Origin of the sequence: Providencia rettgeri (genome assembly GCF_013702265.1) — a bacterium.
GTDB lineage: Bacteria > Pseudomonadota > Gammaproteobacteria > Enterobacterales > Enterobacteriaceae > Providencia > Providencia zhijiangensis.
Window position 1 is genome coordinate 2,328,572 of record NZ_CP059348.1, and the last position, 25,660, is coordinate 2,354,231.

General features: G+C 45.7%; 18 protein-coding genes and 1 pseudogene. 13 read left to right on the forward strand and 6 right to left on the reverse strand.

Annotated elements, in window-relative coordinates; all coding sequences use genetic code 11:
* The first annotated feature begins 12 nt into the window (after window positions 1-12).
* Window positions 13-369 (forward strand): arsenate reductase (glutaredoxin), encoded by a 357-nt coding sequence (arsC, locus tag H0913_RS10725; RefSeq protein ID WP_154627093.1) that lies wholly within the window; start codon window positions 13-15, stop codon window positions 367-369.
* Window positions 370-419: 50 nt separating this feature from the next.
* Here arsC (H0913_RS10725) and hda read toward each other — a convergent pair whose 3' ends face one another.
* From hda to upp, 3 genes are all read right to left on the reverse strand, one after another.
* Window positions 420-1,121 carry a DnaA inactivator Hda gene (hda, locus tag H0913_RS10730; RefSeq protein ID WP_036953226.1) on the reverse strand — a complete coding sequence of 234 codons (702 nt, stop codon included), beginning with the start codon at window positions 1,119-1,121 and terminating at the stop codon, window positions 420-422.
* Between the two features lie 130 nt (window positions 1,122-1,251).
* Window positions 1,252-2,547 (reverse strand): uracil permease, encoded by a 1,296-nt coding sequence (uraA, locus tag H0913_RS10735; protein ID WP_181477228.1) that lies wholly within the window; start codon window positions 2,545-2,547, stop codon window positions 1,252-1,254.
* A 76-nt stretch (window positions 2,548-2,623) separates the two neighbouring features.
* Window positions 2,624-3,250 carry a uracil phosphoribosyltransferase gene (gene upp, locus H0913_RS10740; protein ID WP_006658899.1) on the reverse strand — a complete coding sequence of 209 codons (627 nt, stop codon included), beginning with the start codon at window positions 3,248-3,250 and terminating at the stop codon, window positions 2,624-2,626.
* 317 nt (window positions 3,251-3,567) lie between these two features.
* Here upp and purM point away from each other — a divergent pair, with 317 nt between their 5' ends.
* Both purM and purN read left to right on the forward strand, forming a co-directional pair.
* Window positions 3,568-4,608 carry a phosphoribosylformylglycinamidine cyclo-ligase gene (gene purM / locus H0913_RS10745; protein ID WP_181477229.1) on the forward strand — a complete coding sequence of 347 codons (1,041 nt, stop codon included), beginning with the start codon at window positions 3,568-3,570 and terminating at the stop codon, window positions 4,606-4,608.
* Window positions 4,608-5,246 (forward strand): phosphoribosylglycinamide formyltransferase, encoded by a 639-nt coding sequence (gene purN / locus H0913_RS10750; RefSeq protein WP_181477230.1) that lies wholly within the window; start codon window positions 4,608-4,610, stop codon window positions 5,244-5,246. The genes purM and purN overlap by 1 nt, the downstream gene beginning before the upstream one ends.
* 184 nt (window positions 5,247-5,430) lie before the next feature.
* Here the strand turns inward: purN and arsC (H0913_RS10755) are convergent, their stop codons facing one another.
* Genes arsC (H0913_RS10755) through H0913_RS10765 form a run of 3 tightly spaced genes read right to left on the reverse strand, consistent with a single transcriptional unit; the run spans window position 5,431 to window position 7,524 of the window.
* Window positions 5,431-5,856, reverse strand: coding sequence for a glutaredoxin-dependent arsenate reductase (arsC, locus tag H0913_RS10755; RefSeq protein WP_181477231.1), 426 nt, complete (start codon window positions 5,854-5,856; stop codon window positions 5,431-5,433).
* A 12-nt stretch (window positions 5,857-5,868) separates the two neighbouring features.
* A complete protein-coding gene (locus tag H0913_RS10760; protein WP_154603639.1) occupies window positions 5,869-7,158 on the reverse strand; it encodes an arsenic transporter in 1,290 nt (429 codons plus the stop codon).
* Window positions 7,159-7,203: 45 nt separating this feature from the next.
* Window positions 7,204-7,524: a metalloregulator ArsR/SmtB family transcription factor gene (locus H0913_RS10765; RefSeq protein ID WP_154603638.1), complete on the reverse strand. Its 321-nt coding sequence runs from the start codon at window positions 7,522-7,524 to the stop codon at window positions 7,204-7,206.
* Between the two features lie 478 nt (window positions 7,525-8,002).
* On the opposite strand from H0913_RS10765, the gene speG reads away from it, so the two are divergent.
* The 10 genes and pseudogenes from speG to baeR all read left to right on the forward strand — a co-directional run bounded on the left by speG (window position 8,003) and on the right by baeR (window position 25,653).
* Window positions 8,003-8,548, forward strand: coding sequence for a spermidine N1-acetyltransferase (speG, locus tag H0913_RS10770; protein ID WP_132496064.1), 546 nt, complete (start codon window positions 8,003-8,005; stop codon window positions 8,546-8,548).
* Between the two features lie 82 nt (window positions 8,549-8,630).
* On the forward strand, window positions 8,631-10,700 hold the full coding sequence (gene ppk1, locus H0913_RS10775) for a polyphosphate kinase 1 (protein WP_154603637.1): 2,070 nt from the start codon (window positions 8,631-8,633) through the stop codon (window positions 10,698-10,700).
* Window positions 10,701-10,704: 4 nt separating this feature from the next.
* A complete protein-coding gene (ppx, locus tag H0913_RS10780; RefSeq protein ID WP_181477232.1) occupies window positions 10,705-12,237 on the forward strand; it encodes an exopolyphosphatase in 1,533 nt (510 codons plus the stop codon).
* Window positions 12,238-12,623: 386 nt separating this feature from the next.
* Window positions 12,624-13,904, forward strand: a pseudogene (gene mgtE, locus H0913_RS10785) (magnesium transporter); the annotation flags it as partial.
* Window positions 13,905-14,488: 584 nt separating this feature from the next.
* Window positions 14,489-15,844: an MFS transporter gene (locus H0913_RS10790; protein WP_154603635.1), complete on the forward strand. Its 1,356-nt coding sequence runs from the start codon at window positions 14,489-14,491 to the stop codon at window positions 15,842-15,844.
* A 256-nt stretch (window positions 15,845-16,100) separates the two neighbouring features.
* Window positions 16,101-17,351 (forward strand): MdtA/MuxA family multidrug efflux RND transporter periplasmic adaptor subunit, encoded by a 1,251-nt coding sequence (locus H0913_RS10795; protein WP_154637737.1) that lies wholly within the window; start codon window positions 16,101-16,103, stop codon window positions 17,349-17,351.
* The gene (locus tag H0913_RS10800; RefSeq protein ID WP_181477233.1) at window positions 17,351-20,467 is read left to right on the forward strand and encodes an MdtB/MuxB family multidrug efflux RND transporter permease subunit; all 3,117 of its coding nucleotides are present in this window, start codon (window positions 17,351-17,353) and stop codon (window positions 20,465-20,467) included. The genes H0913_RS10795 and H0913_RS10800 overlap by 1 nt, the downstream gene beginning before the upstream one ends.
* A complete protein-coding gene (gene mdtC / locus H0913_RS10805) occupies window positions 20,467-23,556 on the forward strand; it encodes a multidrug efflux RND transporter permease subunit MdtC (protein ID WP_181477234.1) in 3,090 nt (1,029 codons plus the stop codon). Before H0913_RS10800 ends, mdtC begins: the two co-directional genes overlap by 1 nt.
* The gene (baeS, locus tag H0913_RS10810) at window positions 23,546-24,940 is read left to right on the forward strand and encodes a two-component system sensor histidine kinase BaeS (protein ID WP_181477235.1); all 1,395 of its coding nucleotides are present in this window, start codon (window positions 23,546-23,548) and stop codon (window positions 24,938-24,940) included. The genes mdtC and baeS overlap by 11 nt, the downstream gene beginning before the upstream one ends.
* A complete protein-coding gene (baeR, locus tag H0913_RS10815) occupies window positions 24,940-25,653 on the forward strand; it encodes a two-component system response regulator BaeR (protein WP_420720230.1) in 714 nt (237 codons plus the stop codon). Before baeS ends, baeR begins: the two co-directional genes overlap by 1 nt.
* The last annotated feature ends 7 nt before the right edge of the window (window positions 25,654-25,660 follow it).

Below are 25,660 nucleotides of genomic sequence, written 5' to 3' on the forward strand. Positions count from 1 at the left end.
GGAATAAAAATAATGACGGATTCAATTAAAATTTATCACAACCCTCGCTGCTCCAAGAGCCGTGAAACGCTGGCTTTATTGCAAGAAAAAGGCATTACGCCAACAGTCGTTGAATATTTAACGACGCCACCTTCAGTGGCTGATATTGAAAAATTGCTGAAGATGCTTGGATTTGCCGATGCGCGCCAATTAATGCGCACCAAAGAAGATATCTATAAAGAGCTGAAATTAGCGGATAACAGCGTTACTCAAGCGCAGCTTATTCAAGCCATGCATGATAATCCAAAGTTAATTGAGCGCCCGATTGTGGTAAAAGGTAAAAAAGCCAAGTTAGGTCGCCCACCAGAGCAGGTGCTGGAAATTTTATAAGCAGGCTATTTGGCAGACAATAAATTGGCAGTCGATGGGCTGCCAATTTTTTATAATTTGAGAATATCTTTAACGAAAGGAATGGTCATTTTACGTTGAGCGACAATCGAGGCGTGATCAAGCTTATTTAAGATATCAAATAAGGTGCCCATCTTTCTGTCTAACCGTTTTAATACAAACCGACAAACATCTTCAGGCAATTCAAATCCACGAATACTGGCACGTAATTGCAGCGCACAAATTTTGTCTTCATCACTTAAAGGGTGCAGTTTATAAATTTGCCCCCAATCTAGGCGAGAGGCTAAATCCGGCAGCTTCAAATCAATCTGGCGCGGTGGGCGATCCCCAGTGATCAGTAAGCACGTTCGACCAATTTCTAAAATGCGGTTATACAAATTGAAGATGGCCATTTCCCACTCTTCATCTCCCGCGATGCATTGAATGTTATCAATACAGACCAGAGAAAGATGTTCCATACCTTCGAGCACATCAGGCACAAAGTAAGCGCGTTTATCCAACGGCACATAACCCACAGCAACACCTTGCTCAGACAACTCAGCACATGCCGCATGCAGTAAATGACTCTTACCGCCCCCTTCTCTTGACCAGTAATAGATATAACTACCATGAGGCTGATTAATCGCCGTTTTTAGCGCAGAGAGTAATCCCTCATTTTCCCCTGCATAGAAACTGGCAAAGGTTTCATCATCAGGAAGAGAAAGTGGTAATGAGAGTTGAGATGGTGTATTCAGAAGCGCCTCTGATTGTGCAGTTCAATTAACGCCATTGAGTTTATCATAAATAACAAGAAGAGATGAACAGCCTGACGGTTAATTGCCGGAGCTTTAGCCACTCCGGCAATCTATTTTACTTAATCGTGACTTATTTTTTATTTTCGTCTAAGACTTTCACTTCTGAAGTCACAAACTGTTTTTCTGGGCGAACAAAGGTAATAAAGCGGAATAACAGCGCCATCAGAATACCGACGATAGTCGCCAGCGCCATCCCTCTCAGTTCAGCTTGACCAATGTGGATCACCGCGCCACTCACTCCGATGATTAAAATCACTGAGGTTAAAATCAGGTTTTGTGGTTTGTTATAATCCACTTTTGAATCAATCAGAACGCGAATACCCGAAGCGCCGATGACTCCGTACAGTAACAGTGAAACACCACCCATGACAGGTACTGGCACTAATTGAATTGCCGCCGCTAATTTACCCACGCAAGAGAGTAATATAGCGATAATAGCCGCACCACCGATAACCCAAGTACTGTAGACCTTAGTAATCGCCATTACGCCGATATTTTCGCCGTAAGTGGTATTTGGCGTTGAACCAAAGAAACCCGATAACATGGTAGAGAAACCGTTTGCAAACATGGAGCGATGTAAGCCAGGATTTTTCATTAAGTCGCGCTCAACGATATTCGCAGTCACCACTAAGTGCCCAACATGTTCAGCAATGACCACTAACGCCGCAGGTAGGATGGTTAAAATCGCAAACCACTCAAAACGTGGCGTATAGAATGTTGGAATAGCAAACCATGGCGCTTCAATTACTGGTGTAAAGTCCACAATCCCCATAAAGTAGGAAAGCGCGTAACCTGATAGGAAACCGATTAAGATTGGGATAATCGATAAGAACCCACGGAAAACCACGGCGCACAAGATAGTGACCGACAATGTGGTGATCGAGATAATTAAGGTGCTTGAATCAACCGCTGCGCCTTCTTTAGGTAATAAGCCCGCCATACCCGCTGCCGTTTGCGCTAATTCTAGACCGATAACCGCGACAATCGCCCCCATCGCTGCAGGTGGAAACATCACGTTGATCCAGCCGCGCCCTGCCACTTTGACAATCAGTGCTACTATACAGAACAGTGCCCCGCAAATAATAAATCCGCCAAGCGCTAGCTCATACCCAAGAGGCAGTAAAATTAATACTGGAGAAATAAAGGCGAAGCTCGACCCTAAATAAGCGGGAATTTTGCCCTTACAGATAAATAAATACAGCAGCGTACCAATCCCGTTGAATAATAAAATCGTTGCCGGGTTCACGCCAAATAAAATAGGAACAATAACCGTTGCCCCAAACATGGCAAACAAATGTTGAAAGCTTAATGGAATGGTTTGTAGTAATGGTGGTCTTTCTTCAACACTTATCGTGCGGCGTGTCATGCTCGTCATCCTCTTATGCGTCGTGAATATTATTTTTTTTATCAAAAAAAAGCCGACTCTTCAGTCGGCTTCATTATTATTTAGTACCAAATATCTTATCGCCCGCGTCTCCTAGACCCGGAACAATGTAACCTTCATCATTTAAGTGTTGGTCAATTGAAGCCGTGTACAGTTCAACGTCTGGGTGCGCTGCTTCTAATGCAGCAATACCTTCCGGTGCAGCAACTAAAACTAAGACTTTAATGGAATTACAGCCGGATTTTTTCAGGAGGTCGATGGTTGCAATCATAGAACCACCCGTTGCTAACATTGGGTCTACAATCAGCGCCATACGCTCATCAATGTTAGAAACTAATTTTTGGAAATAAGGGACAGGTTGTAACGTTTCTTCATCACGGTAAATACCCACTACGCTGATACGTGCGCTTGGGATGCTTTCCAATACGCCGTTCATCATGCCAATACCGGCACGTAGAATAGGCACTACAGTGATTTTTTTACCTTTAATTTGTTCAATTTCTACAGGACCACACCAACCATCAATTGTTACTTTTTCAGTTTCTAGGTCAGCGGTCGCTTCATAAGTCAGTAGGCTACCAACCTCTGAGGCCAGTTCACGAAAGCGCTTAGTGCTTATGTCATGATCTCGCATCAGGCCGAGTTTATGTTTAACGAGAGGGTGTTTTACCTCAACGATCTTCATGGGTTTCTCCTACTTTTTTAAAACGTCACCGGACAAAAAAATCGCGGGATTATACCGCTTTTTTCCCTCAATGCCACTAGTATCATCTTGATTCAGGTCAAACAATCATCAATCACACGTTATTTGCTGAATTAGTATACACATAATATTTTTTATGGTGTAGGCAGCGAATAAAATCATGCGCTTTGCGTCACGACATCACGATTTATTGCATCAAATATTTCAGTCAGAAAGCTATCGCAAACGTTTGCGGAGCCTGATAGAATATCGGCAAATGAAGTTATCTTTTCCAAAATGCAATTGCCTTGGGGGCCGTAGTGACTGATAAAACCTCTCTCAGCTATAAAGATGCCGGTGTTGATATTGATGCAGGTAACGCATTGGTTGAACGTATCAAAGGTGTGGTGAAAGAGACTCGCCGTCCAGAAGTGATGGGAGGATTGGGAGGGTTCGGCGCACTGTGTGCCCTGCCACAAAAATACCGTGAACCTGTTTTAGTTTCAGGCACTGACGGTGTGGGAACTAAACTACGCCTTGCGATGGACTTAAAACGTCATGAATCCATCGGTATCGATTTAGTCGCTATGTGTGTCAACGACCTGATTGTTCAAGGTGCTGAGCCACTATTTTTCTTAGACTACTATGCAACCGGTAAGCTTGATGTGGATACCGCTGCAAGCGTTATCACTGGTATCGCTGAAGGCTGTAAGCAGTCTGGCTGTGCATTAGTCGGTGGTGAAACCGCTGAAATGCCGGGCATGTACCACGGCGAAGATTATGATGTTGCTGGCTTCTGTGTGGGTGTTGTTGAGCGCTCTGAAATTATTGATGGCACAAAAGTCAGTGCGGGCGATGCACTGATCGCGTTAGCCTCAAGCGGCCCTCACTCTAACGGTTATTCATTAGTGCGTAAAATTCTGGAAGTGAGCAAAACCAATCCAGAAACCACGCAATTAGCGGGCAAACCTCTCGCTGATCACCTGTTAGAACCAACCCGTATCTATGTTAAAAATGTCTTAGAACTGATCGCTAAAAACGACATTCATGCCATTGCACACATTACGGGCGGCGGCTTCTGGGAAAATATTCCTCGCGTTTTACCTGACAACACTCAAGCCATCATTGACGGCAACAGCTGGGAATGGCCTGCAGTCTTCGAATGGCTGCAACAAGCGGGCGATGTCACCACTCACGAAATGTATCGTACATTTAACTGCGGCGTCGGTATTATCATTGCCCTGCCACAAACCGAAGTTGAGTCTGCATTAAAACTGCTGACTGCGTTAGGTGAAAATGCATGGCAGATCGGAACCATTGGCGACTTACCTGCGGGTGAAGAGCAGGTTGTTATCCGCTAATGAAAAACATCGTTGTTTTGATTTCAGGCAGTGGCAGTAATTTGCAGTCGATTATTGATGCCTGCCAACGCCATGAAATCGATGGGCAAATCGTCGCAGTGATCAGTAATAAAAGCGATGCTTACGGTTTGGTTCGCGCACAAGAGGCTGGCATTCCAGCCCTTTGTGTTAGCTCAAAAGCGTTCACTGACCGCCAAGCCTACGATGCTGCACTGTTAAACGCTATCGAGCAATACCAACCGGATTTAGTGGTCTTGGCTGGTTTTATGCGCATTTTAACCCCTGATTTTGTGAAACATTTCACAGGGAAAATGCTGAATATCCACCCTTCTTTACTGCCTAAATATCCGGGGCTGCATACTCATCGACGCGCACTTGAAAATGGCGATAAAGAACACGGCACTTCCGTGCATTTTGTCACTGAAGAGCTCGATGGTGGTCCGATTATTTTACAAGGACATGTGCCGGTTTTACCGCAAGACACCGAAGATGATTTGGTTGAACGCGTTAAACTGCAAGAGCACCTGATTTACCCTCAAGTTATTGCGTGGTTTGTTTCTGGTCGCCTCGTGATGCAAGATGGTAAAGCCCTGCTCGATGGCCAGCCGTTATCGGCAACGGGCTATCAAGCAAATTAATGCGCGGTTAGATAAGTTTAAATATATTCGCTCAGATTTGGTGGCAGGTCTGAGCGAATAACTCAAGTTCAGCCATCTCCCCTCCGCAAGAAATGTTTTGTCGGGCAACCCGAGAGGTAGTTTTGAGCGGAAAGCAGGCGTCTGAATGAAATAAACAGACACCCGATAATATTAACCTGAAAAGTTATTTCACTCGTTTCCCTATTTCATCAATAACCCTTTCACCATCCTCTTTAGTAAAAGAGCCTTTCTGAGCTTCAGGTAGAATATCCAGCACAACTTCTGAGGGTCGACAAAGACTTGTACCAAGCGGCGTAACTACAATTGGTCGATTAATCAGGATCGGATGCTGGAGCATAAGATCAATCAACTGCTCATCAGAGAATTTGTCTTCATCAAGACCCAGCTCCTCATATGGTTCAACGTTCATACGCAGTAATGATCGTACAGAAATCCCCATATCTGAAATTAGTTTAATAAGCTCATCGCGGGTTGGTGGCACATCAAGATAGTAAATAATCGTCGGTTCATTACCGCTGTTACGTATCATCTCCAGCGTGTTACGTGAAGTGCCACAGGCTGGATTGTGATAAATAGTAATGTTGCTCATATCAGTATCTCATTACAAAATGATAGATAGCCGCCACGCTAGCGCGGCCAGAGTAAAAAATAAAACTGGCAAGGTCATGATAATGCCAATACGGAAGTAATACCCCCACGTGATTGTCATATTTTTCTGAGCCAGTACATGAAGCCATAACAATGTGGCAAGACTGCCTATCGGGGTAATTTTGGGACCTAAGTCGCAACCAATCACATTGGCGTAAATCATCGCCTCCTTGATAACACCAGTCGCAGCACTTCCGTCTATCGACAGCGCTCCAATCAGCACCGTCGGCATATTATTCATCATCGACGATAAGAATGCGGTCAGGAAGCCAGTACCGAATGTCGCAGCCCATAAGCCTTTATCCGCCAGTATATTGAGTAAGGAAGAAAGATACTCAGTGAGCCCAGCATTACGTAAACCATAGACAACCAAATACATACCCAGCGAGAAAATCACGATCTGCCAAGGCGCACCGCGAAGCACTTTCCCAGTATTAATGGCTTGTCCCCTCTTGGCTACCACTAGCAATACCACCGCACCAACGGCTGCTATCGCACTGACAGGGATCCCCAACGGCTCCAGAACAAAAAAACCAACTAATAGGAACAGCAGAACAATCCAGCCAGCTCTAAACGTTGCGGGATCCTTAATCGCACTACTAGGTATTCTTAGTAATGAAACGTCATATCTGGCAGGGATATCGCGGCGGAAGAAGAGATGCAGCATAACCAGAGTAGCAGCAATAGCCGCCAGATTCACAGGAACCATCACGGAGGCATACTGTGTAAAGCCCAGACCAAAGAAATCCGCTGAAACAATATTGACTAGGTTAGAAACAATCAACGGTAGGCTAGCGGTATCAGCGATGAATCCTGCCGCCATGACAAATGCCAGTGTTGTTGCCTGACTGAACCCCAGTGCGAGTAACATTGCAATCACAATCGGTGTCAGTATCAAGGCTGCGCCGTCGTTTGCAAACAGTGCAGCAACAGCAGCGCCAAGCAGGACTATCCAAGTAAACAACAGACGACCGTGCCCTTTTCCCCATCGGGAAACATGCAATGCCGCCCATTCAAAGAAACCAGATTCATCTAGCAACAAGCTAATGATGATGACCGCAATGAATGCCGCTGTAGCATTCCAGACGATATGCCAGACGACGGGTATATCATCAAATTGGATCACCCCCGTTCCCAGCGCTAGCACGGCTCCAATACTTGCACTCCAGCCAATACTGAGTCCTCTAGGTTGCCAGATGACTAAAACCAACGTCAGTATAAAGATACTCCCGGCAAGAAACATTTCCAGACTCCTTTATATATGTTTATGTGTATATAATTAAACTTATCAGCAAGAAGTACATGCAGATTTTTTCAGGCGTTCACGTATATCATCGCGCAGGCAGTGCCATACCGTCGTTACTGTTTCACTAGCCCATGCGGGAATGTGGGGAGAGAGACGATAGTGAATCCATTTTCCTTCCCGACGATCTAGCACCAGCCCAGCCTCACGCAGGATGGCCATATGACGAGAAATTTTAGGCTGTGATTCAGTAGTAACCGCACATATATCACATACGCACAGTTCACCCGATTCTCTGAGAAGCATGACAATGGCGAGGCGAGTTTCATCCGATAAGATTTTAAAAAGCTGAACAGGTTGTAGCATTACTTACTCCGTTTAGCACACCAAATACATATGATATATCATATATGTTTATTTTGAAATCATCAAAACATCTCGTAGATGAAAACGTAATTATGGCTTGGTTCTGCACATGAGTGAGCACTGTAAAGCGAATGACAAGACCTCGCGTTTCAATCCAACCATGAAAAATACGATGGTATTGTCTGACCGATGCATGAAACGATTGTGTAGAAAAATCAAACACACCTTTAAAGAAAACCGACTTAATCTAGCGTTTTTATTTCTATACTATGTTTATGTTTTCCTTAACGATGTCAAACTACATGCTAACCACTCCCCCTTAAACAAACTAATCTTCGACAAACTCACCCTCACCCTGCTTTCTGTCATTATTTTATTGCAAATAAGTGGTATCCTTATAACAGCGCTAAGTAATTAATTTTCTAGTTGATACTTTCGCCATAAATAGTTTTATAATTAACAACAATCGAGGTGTTTTATGACGACCGGGCAAGCTCATCTGTTTAAGTTGCGCCCACTTGAGCGTGAAGACTTAGCTTTCATCCACCAGCTGGACAATAACGCCAACATTATGCGTTATTGGTTCGAAGAGCCTTATGAGGCATTCGTTGAGCTCAGTGATCTTTACGATAAGCATATTCATGACCAATCCGAGCGCCGCTTTATTGTCGAATCTGACAGTGAAAAAGTCGGTTTAGTCGAGCTGGTTGAAATTGATTATGTTCACCGTCGTTCTGAATTCCAGATTATCATTGCACCCCGCTATCAAGGCAAAGGGTATGCAAGCCGCGCTGCAAAACTGGCCATGGACTACGCTTTTTCAGTGCTCAATTTGTACAAACTTTATCTAATAGTCGATAAAGAAAATGTCAAAGCTATCCATATTTATAATAAACTCGGCTTCCACACAGAAGGCGAGCTGATTGACGAATTTTTCGTCAATGGTCGCTACCACACCGCAATCCGTATGTGTGTGTTCCAGCACCAATATTTTGCAATGAAACAGCAGTCTGAAAACGCGTAATATTTCCAAGAATAGCGCGATAGAAGTCAAAGGTGATAATCGGTTTTTTTATCAGCATTAACCAGTCGAATACGGAGCAACAATGTCCCAAGAACGCCTCTATCATGAAAAAGAGCTCAGCTGGCTCTCTTTTAACGAACGAGTTCTCCAAGAAGCCGCGGATAAGCGGAACCCTCTTATAGAACGAATGCGTTTTTTGGGCATTTACTCCAATAACTTAGACGAATTCTATAAAGTCCGTTTTGCGGATGTAAAACGTCGCATCTTAATCAATGAAGAGCGCGGTTCCGCTAGCGGTGCCCGTCATCTGCTCAAACGCATTCAGTCTAAAGTGGCCAAACAGGAGCAAGAGTTCGACGTTCTCTATAACGACCTGCTCCTTGAAATGGCACGTAACCAAATATTCTTAATTAACGAGCGTCAAATTTCACCTCGTCAGCAAATTTGGTTACGCCAATACTTTCGCCAAAATCTACGCCAACATATCACGCCAATTTTAATCAATCGTGATACTAACTTAGTGGAATTTCTGAAAGACGATTACACCTATCTCGCCGTTGAAATTATTAATGGTGCTGAAGTGCAATACGCTTTATTGGAGATCCCATCGGATAAAGTTCCGCGTTTTGTTAATCTCCCGCCGGAGATGCCAAAGCGTCGCAAATCAATGATTTTAATTGATAATATCCTTCGCTATACCCTTGATGAAATTTTCAAAGGCTTCTTTGACTATGACAAACTCAACGCCTATTCCATGAAAATGACCCGTGATGCGGAATATGATATTGCCACGGAGATGGAATCTAGCCTGCTGGAAATTATGTCATCCACGTTAAAACAGCGCTTAACCGCTGAGCCAGTTCGCTTTGTTTATCAACGTGATATGCCCGATGAAATGGTCGCGCTGCTACGAGAAAAACTGGGATTATCGAGCGATGACTCGGTGATTGCCGGTGGTCGTTACCATAATTTTAAAGATTTTATTAACTTCCCGAATGAAGGAAATAAAAACTTACTCAACAAACCGTTACCACGCCTGCGCCACCGCTGGTTTGATAATTTTCGTAACGGATTTGATGCCATTCGCGAGCGCGATGTGCTGCTCTACTACCCTTATTACACCTTCGAGCACACATTAGAATTGCTGCGCCAAGCGTCGTTTGACCCGAATGTGTTATCCATAAAAATCAATATTTACCGCGTGGCAAAAGATTCTCGCATCATCGACTCCGTGATCCACGCAGCCCACAATGGCAAAAAAGTCACTGTAGTGGTGGAGCTGCAAGCGCGTTTTGATGAAGCCGCCAATATTCACTGGGCAAAACGCCTGACTGAAGCGGGTGTTCACGTTATCTTCTCCGCGCCGGGGCTTAAAATTCACGCCAAGTTATTTATTATCTCCCGCATGGAAGAAGGACAAATTGTTCGCTATGCCCATATCGGTACGGGTAACTTTAACGAGAAAACCGCTCGTCTTTACACCGACTATTCATTACTCACCTGTAACGAGCAAATCACCAACGAAGTGCGCCGAGTATTTAGTTTTATTGAAAACCCGTATCGCCCTGTGACTTTCGATAATTTGATGGTGTCTCCACAAAATACGCGCACCAAAATCACTGAATTAATTGACCAAGAAATTGCGAATGCTGAAGCTGGGTTGCCTAGTGGCATCACGCTCAAAATTAATAACTTAGTCGATAAAGAACTGACCGATAAGCTCTACGATGCCTCCAATGCAGGGGTTAAAATTCGCTTGTTAGTGCGTGGCATGTGTTCACTCGTCTCAGGGCAACAAGGCTATAGCGAAAATATCCAAGTCACCAGTGTGGTGGACCGATTCTTAGAGCATGACCGCGTTTATGTCTTTACCAACGCTGGCGATGAAAAAGTGTTTATCTCCTCGGCCGATTGGATGACCCGCAACATTGACTACCGTATCGAGGTGGCTGTTCGTTTGCTGGATCCGCGACTTAAACAGTTGGTTTTAGATATCCTCGAATTACAGTTCAGTGATACCGTCAAAGCCCGCTTTGTTGACAAAGAACTCAGTAATCATTATGTTCCCCGCGGCAATAAGCGCAAAATTCGCGCTCAATTAGCTGTTTATGAATTTTTAAAAGCACTCGAAATGCCTGAAACAAGAGCTTGATACTATGCCAATTGCCAGTTCATCTACCCCAAGACCACAAGAAATTGCGGCGATTGACTTGGGTTCAAACAGTTTTCATATGGTTATTGCGCGTATTGTCAATGGAGCACTACAAGTTCTAACCCGTTTAAAAAAACGTGTTCATCTTGCTGATGGGCTGAGTGATACCAACGAACTCAGTGAAGAAGCCATGGAGCGCGGCTTGGCGTGTTTATCGCTATTTGCTGAGCGTCTACAAGGCTTCACGCCTGATAACGTCTGTATCGTCGGTACCCATTCATTGCGTGTCGCCACCAACGTTGAAGAATTTTTGCGCCGTGCTAAAGCCATTATCCCCTACCCGATTGAGATCATTTCAGGGCAAGAAGAAGCGCGTTTGATTTTTATGGGCGTTGAACACACGCAGCCGGAAAAGGGTCGTAAACTGGTCATCGATATCGGTGGCGGTTCCACAGAGTTGGTGATTGGCGAGAAATTTGAACCAATTTTAATTGAAAGCCGCCGTATGGGCTGCGTGAGCTTCGCGCGTCACTATTTCCCTAATGAAACCATTTCCCCAGATAATTTTAATCGCGCCTATTTAGCCGCCTGCTTAAAACTGGAAAGCACCGCTATCCTATTTAAAAAGCAAGTTTGGGATGTGGCGATGGGAGCCTCCGGCACCATTAAAGCGGTACATGCGGTAATTGTAGAGATGGGCGATCGTGATGGCATTATTACCCGCGAACGCCTCGAAAAAATCAAACAAGTAGCATTGAAGTACAAAACGTTTAAATCATTAGAAATTCCGGGACTTTCTTCTGATCGTAAACAAGTTTTTGTGCCGGGTTTAGCTATCTTAATTGCGGTGTTTGATTCCCTCGACATCAAAGAATTGCGACTCTCCGACGGCGCCTTACGTGAAGGTGTTCTCTATGAAATGGAAGGTCGCTTTCGTCACCAAGATATTCGGCAACGCACTGCATTAAGCCTTGCCGAACACTATAATATCGACCGTGAACAAGCCAAACGGGTTTTGAAAACCATGGAAGAGCTGTATTATCAATGGCGCCAGCAGAACCCTAAACAGGCCAATCCACAATTAGAATCCATTTTAATTTGGGCGGTTATGCTGCACGAAGTGGGATTGAGTATTAACCATAGCGGCATGCATCGCCACTCCGCTTATATCTTACAAAACACTAACTTACCGGGATTTAGCCAAGAGCAACAATTACTATTAGCTACATTGGTTCGTAATCATCGCCGTGCCATTAAATACGATGAAATCCCTAAGTTTAACTTGTTTAAACGCAAGCAATTTATGCCGTTGATTCAAATTTTGCGCTTATCTATCTTATTGAATAATCAGCGCCAATCAACGACAACGCCTTCGTCTATGCGCATTGAAACCGACGAAGGTCATTGGACACTTTTCTTACCTGCGCAGTATCTCGCCCACAATGCGTTAATGCTGCTCGACCTTGAAAAAGAGAGTGCCTACTGGGAAGAGGTTCCGGGCTGGAAACTCACCATTTGCGCAGAAAATGAGCCATAGGCTTAAATGACTCAGAAATGAGTCTGATTTAGAAAATAGAAACAAAAAATAATGATTTGCGGTCAGTGTTGTTTTGTTCTTCTTATTCGAATTATGAACAAATTTGATATTTTTTTGGGATCAGCGACAATACTGGGTAGAAGTTTCGTCACCTCGCAGGCGAATTAATTTAAAGCGCTTCGGCGCCGAATGGTTTAAGGATTAACATGTCACAAACTGCTTTTTCAACTGATGCGGCACCAATAATCAATCCGCATTCACAAAGACTGGCGTACATCCGCCAGCAAATACTGACGTTATTCATGGAAGACGAAGAGTTTGTTCATGCTCTTGTCGAGAAAGACCAACACGTCAGTATGGATGATAAAGCATTTAGTGAAAAAATTAGCACAGTTAAAGAACTGCTTGTTGACCTCCACACCGCGGATATCGCCGATATTCTTGAAATGCTACCGTACGACGAACGTCTCGCACTGTGGCGCTTAGTCGACAACAACGAACGCGGTGAAGTGCTGGTTGAGGCCTCCGTCTCTGTTTGGGACAGCCTGATTAAAGATATGTCAGACCGAGAACTGCTGCGAGCGGTTGCTGGCTTACATGTGGACGAACAAGCGTATATCGCAGAGCACTTGCCCCGCGATACCATGCGCCGTCTCCTCACCTACTTAGACCCAAGCTTACGCAGCCGTATTCGTGAAGTTCTCCAATACGCCAAAGACAGCGTTGGGCAGATGATGGATTTCGAATTCGTCACCGTGCGTTCAAACGTCACCCTGAAAACAGTGCAACGCTATCTACGCCAACGAGGAAAAATTCCTGAAGCAACGGATAAAATTTTCGTTGTCGATAAAGATAATTATCTGCAAGGCGAATTACCCCTGACCACCATTTTGATCCAAGCGCCAGAACGTATTGTTGCCGACGTGATGAAAACCGATACCGTCACCTTCTTACCCGATGAAAAAGGGGAAGATGCAGCGAGCGCGTTCGAACGTTACGACTTAATTTCTGCCGCGGTTGTGGACAGTAACGGCTTGCTGATGGGGCGTCTAACCGTTGAAGATATCGTTGATAATATCAGCGAAGAAAACGATAACAGCATCCGCCGTATGGGGGGGTTAAGTCCTGAAGAGGACGTATTCGCTCCTGTTGGTCAAGCGGTTAAAACCCGTTGGACATGGCTTGCCATTAACCTGTGTACCGCTTTCGTCGCTTCCCGTGTTATCGGTGTGTTCGAAGATACGATTTCACAGTTGGTTGCCCTAGCGACCTTAATGCCAATCGTAGCGGGTATCGGTGGTAATACGGGTAACCAAACTATTACGATGATTGTCCGTGCCATCGCGTTGCACCAAATTCAGAACGGTAGTTTCTCCTTCCTGATGGTCAGAGAGCTTGGAGTCGCCTTTATTAACGGGGTGGTTTGGGGCGGTATTATGGGCGTCGTCACCTACCTTCTCTATGGGGATCTCGCTATGGGTGCCGTGATGACCCTCGCAATGGTGCTCAACCTCTTGATGGCTGCCATCATGGGTGTTCTGATCCCATTAATTATGATTAAGATGGGTAAAGACCCTGCTATCGGCTCTAGCGTGATGATCACCGCAATCACTGATACTGGCGGTTTCTTTATCTTCTTAGGGTTAGCTACCCTATTCTTAGTTTAACTGCCTACCCGCGTACTTTGCCTTAAGCTAGGTACGCGGGTTTATAAAAACCTGCCGTTTCCTGAAAAACCTCCTAGTCATACTAAAATAGAAATAACTGACAGATCACATCCGCGAGTATTATTTATTTAAATAGCCTTATCCACTGCAAATTAATTATATTATTTTATCTATACCTGTTATTTACTCTATTTAATTTCACACTTAATAAATGAGTACCATTATATTTTTTGCCTTTTTTGTGATTATTTTGCACATCAAAATATACAATCGTCTGTAATTGCTAGTTTATTAATATCATATCGTGGCATTCAATTATCATTTAGAATGGTAATTTGACCTTTTTTAACTAAAAAGAATCTTATGCTTGTTTTCAAGGTGGCGGTTTACAGAATATGAAACTTTCTGCTATAAATGAAGGCACGTTAGAGATACAGAGTATTACCTTGGTTTATTTTCCCTCGTTTTATCTCTCATATCCTTTGCCAAATAATATTAATTACTTCGCTATTTAACGTACCTATTATTACAAATAACCTCATCGCGCTAATATTGAAATGTTGTGTATTTAGAAGGACAGAATTATGACATCGCAAACAACCAGCCAGCCTGCGGCCAGACCGTTAGGCAAAGAAGATTATAAAACATTGGGCTTATCCTCTTTAGGTGGCACATTAGAATTTTATGATTTCGTTATTTTCGTTTTTTACGCGAAAATTATCTCCCAACTATTTTTCCCGGGCGATAATGAATTTCTCGCATTAATGGCGACGCTGGGTCTGTTTGCTGCGGGTTATCTTGCTCGCCCATTGGGCGGCATTATCATGGCCCACTTTGGCGATAAAATCGGTCGTAAGAAAATGTTTACTTTAAGTATTTTCTTGATGGCATTCCCAACTTTTATTATTGGTTTCTTGCCAACATTTGAGACCATTGGTGCCGCTGCACCACTGTTACTGTTATTAATGCGTATCATGCAAGGAGCTGCTATCGGCGGTGAAATGCCAGGTGCATGGGTGTTTATTGCCGAACATACTCCGAAACAGCGTTATGGTTTAGGCGTGGGAACATTAACCTCAGGGATCACTGGCGGGATTTTATTAGGGTCTATCGTCGCGATTATCATTGAGCGTTCTTATACCACCCAAGAAGTGCATGATTTTGCGTGGCGTATTCCGTTTATCTTAGGGGGCATTTTTGGTTTTATCTCTGTCTATCTTCGTCGTTTCTTACAAGAGACCCCGATTTTCAAAGAGATGGCAGCTAAAAAAGCATTAACCAAAGAGTTACCAGTAAAAACCGTGGTTAAATCCCATAAACAAGCTTGCATGATCACCGCTGCACTGACGTGGTCGCTGTCTACCGCTATCGTTGTCACCATTTTGATGACACCTGACGTGGTATTAAAAGGTATTTATGGCATCGATCGTAATATTGCGTTGCAAGCCAACTGCGCGGCAACTTTGACCTTAACTTTAGGCTGTATTTTCTGGGGTTGGTTAGGAGATAAAACAGGGACTCGTACATCGATGACCTTGTCTTGGGGCGGATTAGCGGTTACCGCTATCTACTTCTATTCATCATTGTCATCCGATATTTCTGCGAATACCTTAACGTTTAATTACGCATTAATGGGCTTCTTCGTGGGAGCAATTGCGACAACGCCAATTATCAGTACTCGCGCATTTCCACCAGAAATTCGTTTCTCTGGATTATCCTTTGCGTATAACTTGGCGTATGCGGTATTTGGCGGGTTGACCCCAATCTTAACAGGGGCATGGTTACAGCAATCCCATATGGCACCAGCATACTATGTTGCAGGAGTTTCCTTGTTAGCCGTTGCCGTGGCGTTTATCCCTCTGTCATACAAAGGTTGGACTCGTACCGCAGAAGAGGAACGTAATCCTGCGGCAGTATTGAAAACCAGCGTAACTCAATAAAACGAATTAGAACAATTACTCGCCTGTGGCTGTAAAGTCACAGGCTTTTTTATTTTCTTACGAAAAACCGTGCTTTTATCCATAGTTCTTTTCCATTTTTTCATATTTCCTCCATTTTCTTTTGTTCCCCTCAAGCTAAACTATTAAAATACGCAACTGATTAATTTTTAATATATACCTTATTATATTCAGTTAAATTTATTGGAATGGTTCCTAACTGATTTTACTCAACCTTGAGTTAAGCGAATTACCCACCATGACGACACAGAAACGCCGTACAATTTTGACTCGCTCTGCCCTGTTTGTTGCTCTGTTAGCTGCGGCTGGCGCAACGTGGTATGCCTACCATAAAAATAACCAAAATGAAGTACCAACCACAGCCAGTGCAACCCAAGGCGGACAAGCGAAAAAAGCAGGTGGAAGACCATCACGCCCACTTGCACCCGTTCAATTTGCCACTGCCCAAGAAAAAATCGTGCCGCGTTTTCTATCTGGTTTAGGTACCGTGCAGGCCGCTAACATGGTGACGGTCACTAGCCGTGTTGAAGGCCAACTCATGAATATCTACTTCACCGAAGGGCAATCCGTCAAAGCGGGTGATTTACTCGCGCAAATTGACCCTCGCCCTTTTGAAGTGCAACTTGCCCAAGCTGAAGGTCAATTAGCCAAAGATAAAGCGACTTTAGCCAATGCTCGATTAGACTTGACCCGCTACCAAAAACTGGCGGGAACCAAAGTCATCTCCCAACAAGAGTTGGATAACCAGCGCGCTACTGTATTACAAGCCGAGGGTAGCATCAAAGTTGACCAAGCCGCCGTTGATAACGCCAAGCTGCAACTGACCTACAGCAAAATTACAGCCCCTATTTCTGGACGCATCGGTTTAAAACAAGTGGATGTGGGTAATTTTATCTCTTCAGGGACTTCCACACCGATTGTGGTGATCACCCAAACGCAACCTGCTGACGTACTATTTGCCTTACCTGAAGGTGACATTCCTGCTATCCAACAAGCGCAAGCAGCAGGGAATAAAGTCCTGATTGAAGCGTGGGATCGCAATAATATTGCCATGATTGCACGCGGAGAGTTATTGAGTACCGATAACCAAATTGACCCAGCAACGGGCACACTGAAAATCAAAGCACGCTTTACTAACGAAGAGCAAAAACTGTTCCCGAACCAGTTTGTGAACGTCAAAATGCAGGTAGAGACCTTACAAAATGCCGTCGTGATCCCAACTGCTGCTCTGCAAATGGGCAATGAAGGTCACTATGTTTGGGTATTGAGCGACGATGATACCGTGACGAAACACATTGTGACGGTGGGCATTCAAGACAGCCAACAAGTGGTGATTGAAAGCGGTTTATCCGCTAACACCAAAGTCATTACCGATGGCGTCGATAAGTTAACAGATGGCGCGAAAGTTGAAGTGGTCAACGCTTCAAGCCTCGAAAAGAAACCGGCTTCCACAGAGAGAAAACCTCGCAATAGCGCGGAGAAAGCCTAATGCAGCCGGAAACACATAAAGGCGGTGGCCCATCCCGCCTCTTCATTCTACGCCCTGTCGCAACCACCTTATTTATGGTGGCGATTTTGCTCGCGGGGATCATCGGTTATCGGTTTTTACCTGTCTCGGCATTACCGGAAGTTGACTACCCGACTATTCAAGTTGTGACCTTATACCCCGGAGCCAGCCCCGATGTGATGACGTCGGCTATCACGGCACCGCTAGAAACGCAATTCGGTCAAATGTCCGGCTTACAACAGATGTCATCACGTAGCTCCGGTGGCGCGTCAGTGATCACCTTGATGTTCCAGCTCTCTTTGCCTCTCGATGTGGCGGAGCAAGAAGTCCAAGCGGCGATTAACTCTGCCACCAGCTTGCTGCCCTCAGATTTACCATATCCACCGATTTACAACAAAGTAAACCCTGCGGATCCGCCCGTTTTAACGCTCGCCGTTACCTCAGATGCAATGCCATTAACGCAGGTACAAGATATTATTGAAACCCGCGTGGCGCAGAAAATTTCCCAAGTGACTGGGGTGGGCTTAGTCACCTTAGCGGGGGGGCAACGCCCAGCTGTGCGCGTCAACCTTAATCCACAAGCCATGGCGGCAAAAGGATTAGACAGCGAAACCATTCGTACCGCTATCAATAATGCGAACGTCAACTCCGCAAAAGGGAGTTTTGATGGCCCAACCCGCTCTGTGACGTTATCTGCGAATGACCAGATGAAATCCCTTGAGGATTACCGCAAGTTGATTGTGGCTTTCCAAAATGGCGCACCAGTACGTTTGGGGGATATTGCGACTATTGAACAAGGTGCTGAGAACGCCTATCTCGGTGCATGGGCCAATAGCCAACAAGCAATTGTGATTAACGTTCAGCGCCAACCGGGCGCGAACGTGATTAGCACTACAGATACTATCCGCGCATTGTTGCCTGAATTGATTGAGAGCTTACCGGCATCCGTTAATGTGGATATTTTGACCGACCGCACCAGCACCATTCGCGCCTCCGTCAATGATGTCCAATTCGAATTAATGCTCGCTATCGCCCTCGTGGTGATGGTGATTTACTTATTCCTGCGTAATGGGATTGCGACGCTGATCCCCGGCATCGCCGTGCCATTATCGTTAGTCGGCACCTTTGCCGTCATGTATTTTTGTGGTTTTTCCGTCAATAACCTCACATTGATGGCGCTAACCATCGCCACGGGATTCGTGGTGGATGACGCTATCGTGGTGATCGAAAATATCTCCCGCTATCTTGAAAAAGGGGACAAACCGGTTGTTGCCGCCTTAAAAGGTGCAGGAGAAATCGGTTTTACCATCATCTCCCTGACCTTCTCTTTGGTTGCCGTGCTGATCCCGCTGCTGTTTATGGGGGATATTGTCGGGCGCCTATTCCGTGAGTTTGCGATTACGTTGGCGGTGGCAATTTTGATCTCCGCCGTGGTATCCCTCACCCTCACCCCAATGATGTGTGCCCGCTTGCTTAAACCGGAATCCCAACATAAACATAACCGCTTTGAAATCGCCTGTGAGCATTTCTTTGAGTGGATGATTGCAGGTTACGGTGTTTGGCTAAAACGGATCCTTAACCACCAATGGTTAACTCTGTGTGTGGCATTAGGAACTTTGGTACTAACCGTGCTGCTGTATATGTGGATCCCGAAAGGGTTCTTCCCTCTGCAAGATAGCGGCATTATTCAAGGTACCATTGAAAGCCGCCAATCTATTTCGTTTGCTGCAATGTCGAAGAAGCAGCAAGAAGTGGCGGGCATTATTCTGGCAGATCCGGCGGTTGAGAACGTCACCACCTATGTGGGGATCGATGGCAACAATGCCACTCTGAATAACGCCCGTATTCAAATCACATTGAAGCCCCTTGATGAACGCGACGATCGTGTTCCTACGATTATTCCTCGCTTACAACAAGCCACCAGCGGTATTACAGGGGTTAATCTTTACTTGCAGCCATCACAGGATTTAACCATTGATACGCAAGTTTCCCGTACCCCGTATCAATTCACGCTGCAAGCAGGCTCACTGGATGAACTTAGCACTTGGGTACCAAAATTGCAGGAAGCCTTAAATCAACAATCCGCACTCATTGATGTGAGCAGCGACTGGCAAGATAAAGGTTTAGTCGCGTATGTAAATGTGGATCGTGATACCGCGAGCCGTTTTGGTATTACCATGTCAAATATCGATAACGCGCTGTATAACGCGTTTGGTCAACGCATGATCTCCACCATTTACACCCAAGCTAACCAGTATCGCGTGATTTTAGAACACAATACCCAAACCCGTGATGGAATGGAGGCGCTCAATGATATTCGCTTAAAAGGCACTGATGGCGCCATTGTTCCGCTGAATACCCTCGTGAATATTCAAGAAGGTTATGGGCCTTTAGCGATTAATCACCTCGACCAATTCCCGTCAGTCACTTTCTCTTTCGATGTAGCGGGAGATTCTTCATTAGAAGAAGCAGTCAATGCGGTGAAATTGGCTGAAAAACAGATTGCGATGCCAAAATCGATTACCACCCAATTCCAAGGTGCCACCCTCGCCTTTGAAGCGGCGCTGAGTAGCACCGTTTGGCTGATTTTTGCCGCGATCATCGCGATGTATATCGTGCTGGGTATTCTGTACGAAAGCTTTATTCATCCAATCACTATTTTGTCCACTTTGCCGACTGCTGGGGTGGGTGCTTTACTCGCGCTAATGATGGCGGGCAATGAGCTCGATGTGATCGCCATTATCGGGATTATCTTGCTGATAGGGATCGTGAAAAAGAACGCCATTATGATGATTGACTTTGCCCTCGCCGCAGAGCGTGAGCAAGGTTTATCTCCATATGATGCGATTTATCAGGCTTGTTTACTGCGTTTTCGCCCAATCCTGATGACTACCATGGCCGCATTGCTTGGTGCGCTCCCGCTGATGCTCAGTACCGGTGTCGGCGCAGAACTGCGCCAGCCTCTGGGAGTCTGTATGGTAGGTGGGTTGATCATGAGCCAGATTTTAACCCTGTTCACCACGCCTGTGATCTACTTGATGTTTGACCGTTTAGCCCATCGATTCAATCGTCGTGGGCACAAGGCACAGGAGTCTTAATGAAACGCTTCTTTGCTTTATTTATTAGCCGTCCGGTGGCGACCACGTTAATCAGTGTCGCCATTACCCTGTGCGGTGCATTGAGCTTTCTATTTTTACCTGTGGCGCCATTGCCACAGGTAGACTACCCTGTGATAAGAGTGACAGCGTCACTTCCAGGTGCCTCTCCTGAAACTATGGCCTCCTCTATCGCGACACCGCTTGAGCGCTCATTAGGTAGTATTGCTGGATTAAATGAGATGACCTCGAGCAGTTCGTTAGGACGAACCTCCATTACCTTAGAGTTTGATTTAACCAAAGATATCAATAATGCCGCGCGGGAAGTACAAGCAGCGTTGAATGCCGCACAAAACTTATTACCTAGCGGTATGCCAAGCCGCCCTCGTTACTATAAATCAAACCCATCTGACGCGCCGATCATGATTTTAACCCTCACATCAAAAACCCTCAGTACAGGGGAAATGTATGATGTGGCGTCTACACGCTTAGCTCAGCGTATCGCGCAAATCGATGGGGTCAGTGAAGTTGCAGTAGGGGGTGGTTCTCTTCCTGCTGTGCGTGTGGAACTCAACCCAACAGCCCTATTTAATCAAGGGGTTTCCCTTGATGCAGTGCGCTCTGCCATCAGTAGTGCTAACGTGCGCCAACCACAAGGCTATATCAATAATGACGATAATCGCTACCAAGTTCAGACTAACGACGAACTGAAAAAAGCCGCCGATTACCGTCCAATTATTGTCCATTACAGTAATGGCAATGCCGTCAAACTCAGTGATGTCGCCGTCGTAAAAGACTCTGTCCAAGATGTGCGAGCCGCAGGGATGTCCAGTGGTGAACCCGCAATTTTGATCATCATTCGCCGCGAAGCGGGTGCCAATATCATTGAAACGGTCAAACGCATTCGCGAGGAACTCCCAGAATTTAAGGATATGATCCCCGCCGCCATTGATTTACAGGTTGCCCAAGATAGAACTCCGACCATCAAAGCATCGTTGGCAGAAGTCGAACGAGCATTAATGATTGCGATTGCGCTGGTGATCCTCGTCGTATTGCTATTTTTACGTTCAGGTCGTGCCACTTTAATTCCCGCCATTGCAGTACCTGTCTCGTTAATTGGTACCTTTACCGCCATGTATTTATGCGGGTTCAGCCTCAATAACTTGTCATTAATGGCCTTAACCGTCGCCACCGGATTTGTGGTGGATGATGCCATCGTGGTATTGGAGAACATTTCTCGGCACATTGAAAATGGTCGAAAACCGTTTATCGCGGCTGTTAAAGGGGTTTCTGAGGTTGGCTTTACCGTCGTTTCGATGAGTATTTCTTTAGTGGCGGTGTTTATTCCACTGTTACTGATGGATGGATTAGTTGGGCGATTATTCCGCGAATTTGCCATTACGCTCTCGACTGCCATCGCGATTTCACTGATTATCTCCCTAACGTTAACCCCGATGATGTGCGCACATTTACTGAAAAAACGCGGCGCAGCCAATACCAAGCAACGAGGATTTGGACGCGTTCTTATTCGGTTACAAGAAAGTTACGGCGTCACGTTAAATTGGGTATTATCTCATCGTCGCAGTGTGCTGGCGGTGCTGATTGCGGCAATTGGCTTGAATGTTTATCTGTATATTTCGATTCCTAAAGCCTTTTTCCCTGAGCAAGATACAGGACGTTTGCTGGGATTCGTTCGAGCAGACCAAAGCATTTCATTCCAGTCAATGAAACAAAAAATGACCAGCTTTATGCAGCAAGTGAAAGCGGATCCTGCCGTGGATAGCGTCACTGGATTTACGGGCGGCAGCCGCGTCAACAGCGGGTCTATGTTTATCTCCTTAAAACCGTTGGATGAACGCAAAGAGAGTGCCAACAGCGTGATTAACCGCTTGCGCATGAAACTGGCGAACGAACCCGGTGCCAACTTATTTATGATGCCCGTGCAAGATATTCGCGTGGGCGGACGCCAATCCGAAGCCAGCTATCAATTTACCCTGTTAGCCGACGAGCTGGATGCATTACGTTCATGGGAGCCCGCTATTCGCCGAGCGCTGGGGGATTTACCTCAGTTAACCGATGTGAACTCCGATAAAGAAGATAAAGGCGCGGAGATGGCATTAACCTATGACCGCGATTTGATGGCACAACTGGGGATCGATGTGCGTGATGCGAACAATCTGCTCAACAACGCCTTTGGTCAACGTCAAATTTCCACCATTTATGAAGCTATGAACCAATATAAAGTGGTGATGGAAGTGGCGCCGGAATATACCCAAGACGTCAGTTCGCTGGATAAAATGTTTGTGGTGAATAAACAAGGAGAAGCGATCCCCCTCTCCTATTTTGCTCGCTGGCAGCCCGCCAATGCACCGTTAAGTGTTAACCACCAAGGGTTATCAGCCGCGTCCACCATTTCCTTTAACGTGGCAGACGGCTATACCTTAAATGATGCCATTGTGGCGGTAGAGAAAACCATGACCGCTTTAGGCGTTCCCTCGGCGGTGCGTGGCACTTTCGCCGGAACCGCCCAAGTTTTCCAGGATACCTTAAAATCTCAGTTGTTTTTAATTTTAGCGGCGATTGTCACGGTCTATTTGGTACTGGGTATTTTGTATGAAAGTTATATTCACCCACTTACCATTCTGTCGACGCTGCCATCCGCAGGTGTCGGTGCGTTATTAGCCTTGGAATTATTTGATACGCCATTTAGCCTCATTGCCTTAATCGGCATTATGTTGCTTATTGGTATTGTGATGAAAAACGCCATTATCATGGTGGATTTTGCCCTTCAAGCCCAACGCAATGGGAACTTATCGGCGAAAGAGGCTATTTTACGCGCGAGCCTGCTGCGTTTTAGGCCGATTTTAATGACCACCCTTGCTGCGATTTTTGGGGCGCTCCCTTTGATGCTAGGCACGGGTGATGGCGCAGAGTTACGACAACCGCTGGGGATCGCGATTGTCGGTGGTTTGGTTATGAGCCAACTGCTGACCCTATTCACCACTCCGGTGGTGTATCTCAGTTTTGATAGTTTGAGACAGCGTTTTTCACGCAAAGCGCCTTCAATGCAGGAGAAATCCCATGAAGCTTAAACTCTCGAGCCTCAGTACTCGGTTATTTATCGCTATCTTTGCCACCTGTTTGCTGCTGGTTGCTATCATGCATCAAGGAGTCAGAATGGGCTTCCAGCATGGTTTCATCGACTACATTAAAGAGAATGACCAGCAACGCGCTGAGTTACTCGCTTTAGCGCTTGCCGAACAATATGAGGAGCAAGAAAGTTGGCGTTTTTTGGCGGTGGATGAGCGGATGTTTTTCCGTATTTTACGCAATGTCGATAATCAGCACCAAGGGCAAGGTCATGGCGGTGGTCATAAGCGAATGCGCGGTATGTTTTGGGTTTATGACACCAAAGACAACCTGATTTGGGGGCGTGACCTCCCCCCACCGGATCAAGTCATCCGCGTGCCCGTCAAAACGAACCGAGGCGCAACCGTCGGCTGGCTAGTCGCCAGTTATGAAAGTGGGATCAGCAACCAATTAGACCAACGTTTCGATACCCAGCAGATGCACATTAGCTGGGTAATTGCAGGGTTATCGCTGTTCGTGGCGCTACTAGTGACCCTATTTTTAGCTCGCGGCTTTTTAAAGCCCATCACCCGATTGCTGGAAGGTACTCAACAACTCGCTAAAGGTAATTTCAGTGCGCGGGTATCTGAAGTGGGTCAAGATGAGTTGGGACAGTTGGCGAAAGACTTTAACCATCTCGCCTCTACCTTGGAAAAAAATGAGCAAATGCGCCGCGATTATATGGCGGATATTTCCCATGAATTACGTACCCCGCTCTCCGTTTTACGCGGCGAACTTGAAGCCGTGCAAGACGGTGTGCGCCAAGCAACGCCTGAAACCATCAATTCCCTACTCAATGAGACTCAAACACTGATAAAACTGGTCAATGACCTGCATCAGCTTTCGTTATCCGATAGAGGCTCCTTGGTTTACCGTATGGAATTTATCGATATTATCCCGATTATTGAGATGAATTTAGGGCAAGCCAAATGGCGATTGGAAGATAGGCAGCTAGCGTTAGAAACTCAATTTTCTGCCCATTCCCATCTATTTGCTGACCCTGATCGCATCAACCAACTGTTTTATAATTTGATGGAAAACAGCCTGCGCTATACCGATCCTCACGGTAAAATTTCCGTCAACGTGAGCCAACATGACCAACAATTAGTGATCACGTGGGAAGATAGCGCACCGGGATTAAGTGTTGAACAGTGCCAGCGTCTGTTTGAACGATTTTACCGTGTGGAAGTTTCTCGTAACCGTGCGAGTGGCGGCTCAGGTTTGGGGCTGGCGATTTGCTATAATATTGTCGAAGCCCATAATGGGACTATTTCTGCGGCACCCTCTCCACTCGGTGGCGTGAAGATAACCATTCAACTTCCCATTGCGACGCAGGAGGAGCAATAGTGTCTTTGTCTGAATCCCCTTTATTGGGAGCCAATAGCGCCCATGTTCTGATTGTTGAAGACGAACCTAAACTTGGGCAGTTACTGTTTGATTATCTGCAAGCGGCTGGCTATGTTCCCGCCTTGCTGATGCGCGGTGATGAAGTCATCCCCTATGTACAAAAGCACTTTCCTGACCTGATTTTATTAGATTTGATGTTACCAGGACTCGATGGTATTTCAGTCTGTCGTGAACTGCGTAAATTCAGCGACGTTCCAGTGATTATGGTGACGGCTAAAACGGAAGAAATTGACCGTTTATTAGGGTTGGAAATTGGTGCCGATGACTACGTTTGTAAGCCCTTTAGCCCGCGAGAAGTGGTTGCCCGTGTGAAAACGATTTTGCGCCGTTGCCAAAGAGCCCCTTCTTCTGCGGGAAGCCAAGAGACTCAACTGATTATCGATGAAAATGCGTTCCAAGTCCGTTATGGGGATAAATTACTGGAATTGACCCCCGCAGAATTTCGCCTGCTAAAGTTTTTGTCAGATAACGCAGGTACGGTGTTTTCTCGGGATCAATTGCTGGATATTTTGTATGACGACCATCGTGTGGTCACCGACAGAACCATTGATAGCCACGTCAAAAACTTACGTCGTAAGCTCGAATCGCTGGATGACGAAAAAACCTTTATCCGCTCCATCTATGGTTTAGGCTATCGCTGGGACGACATCTAATCACAGC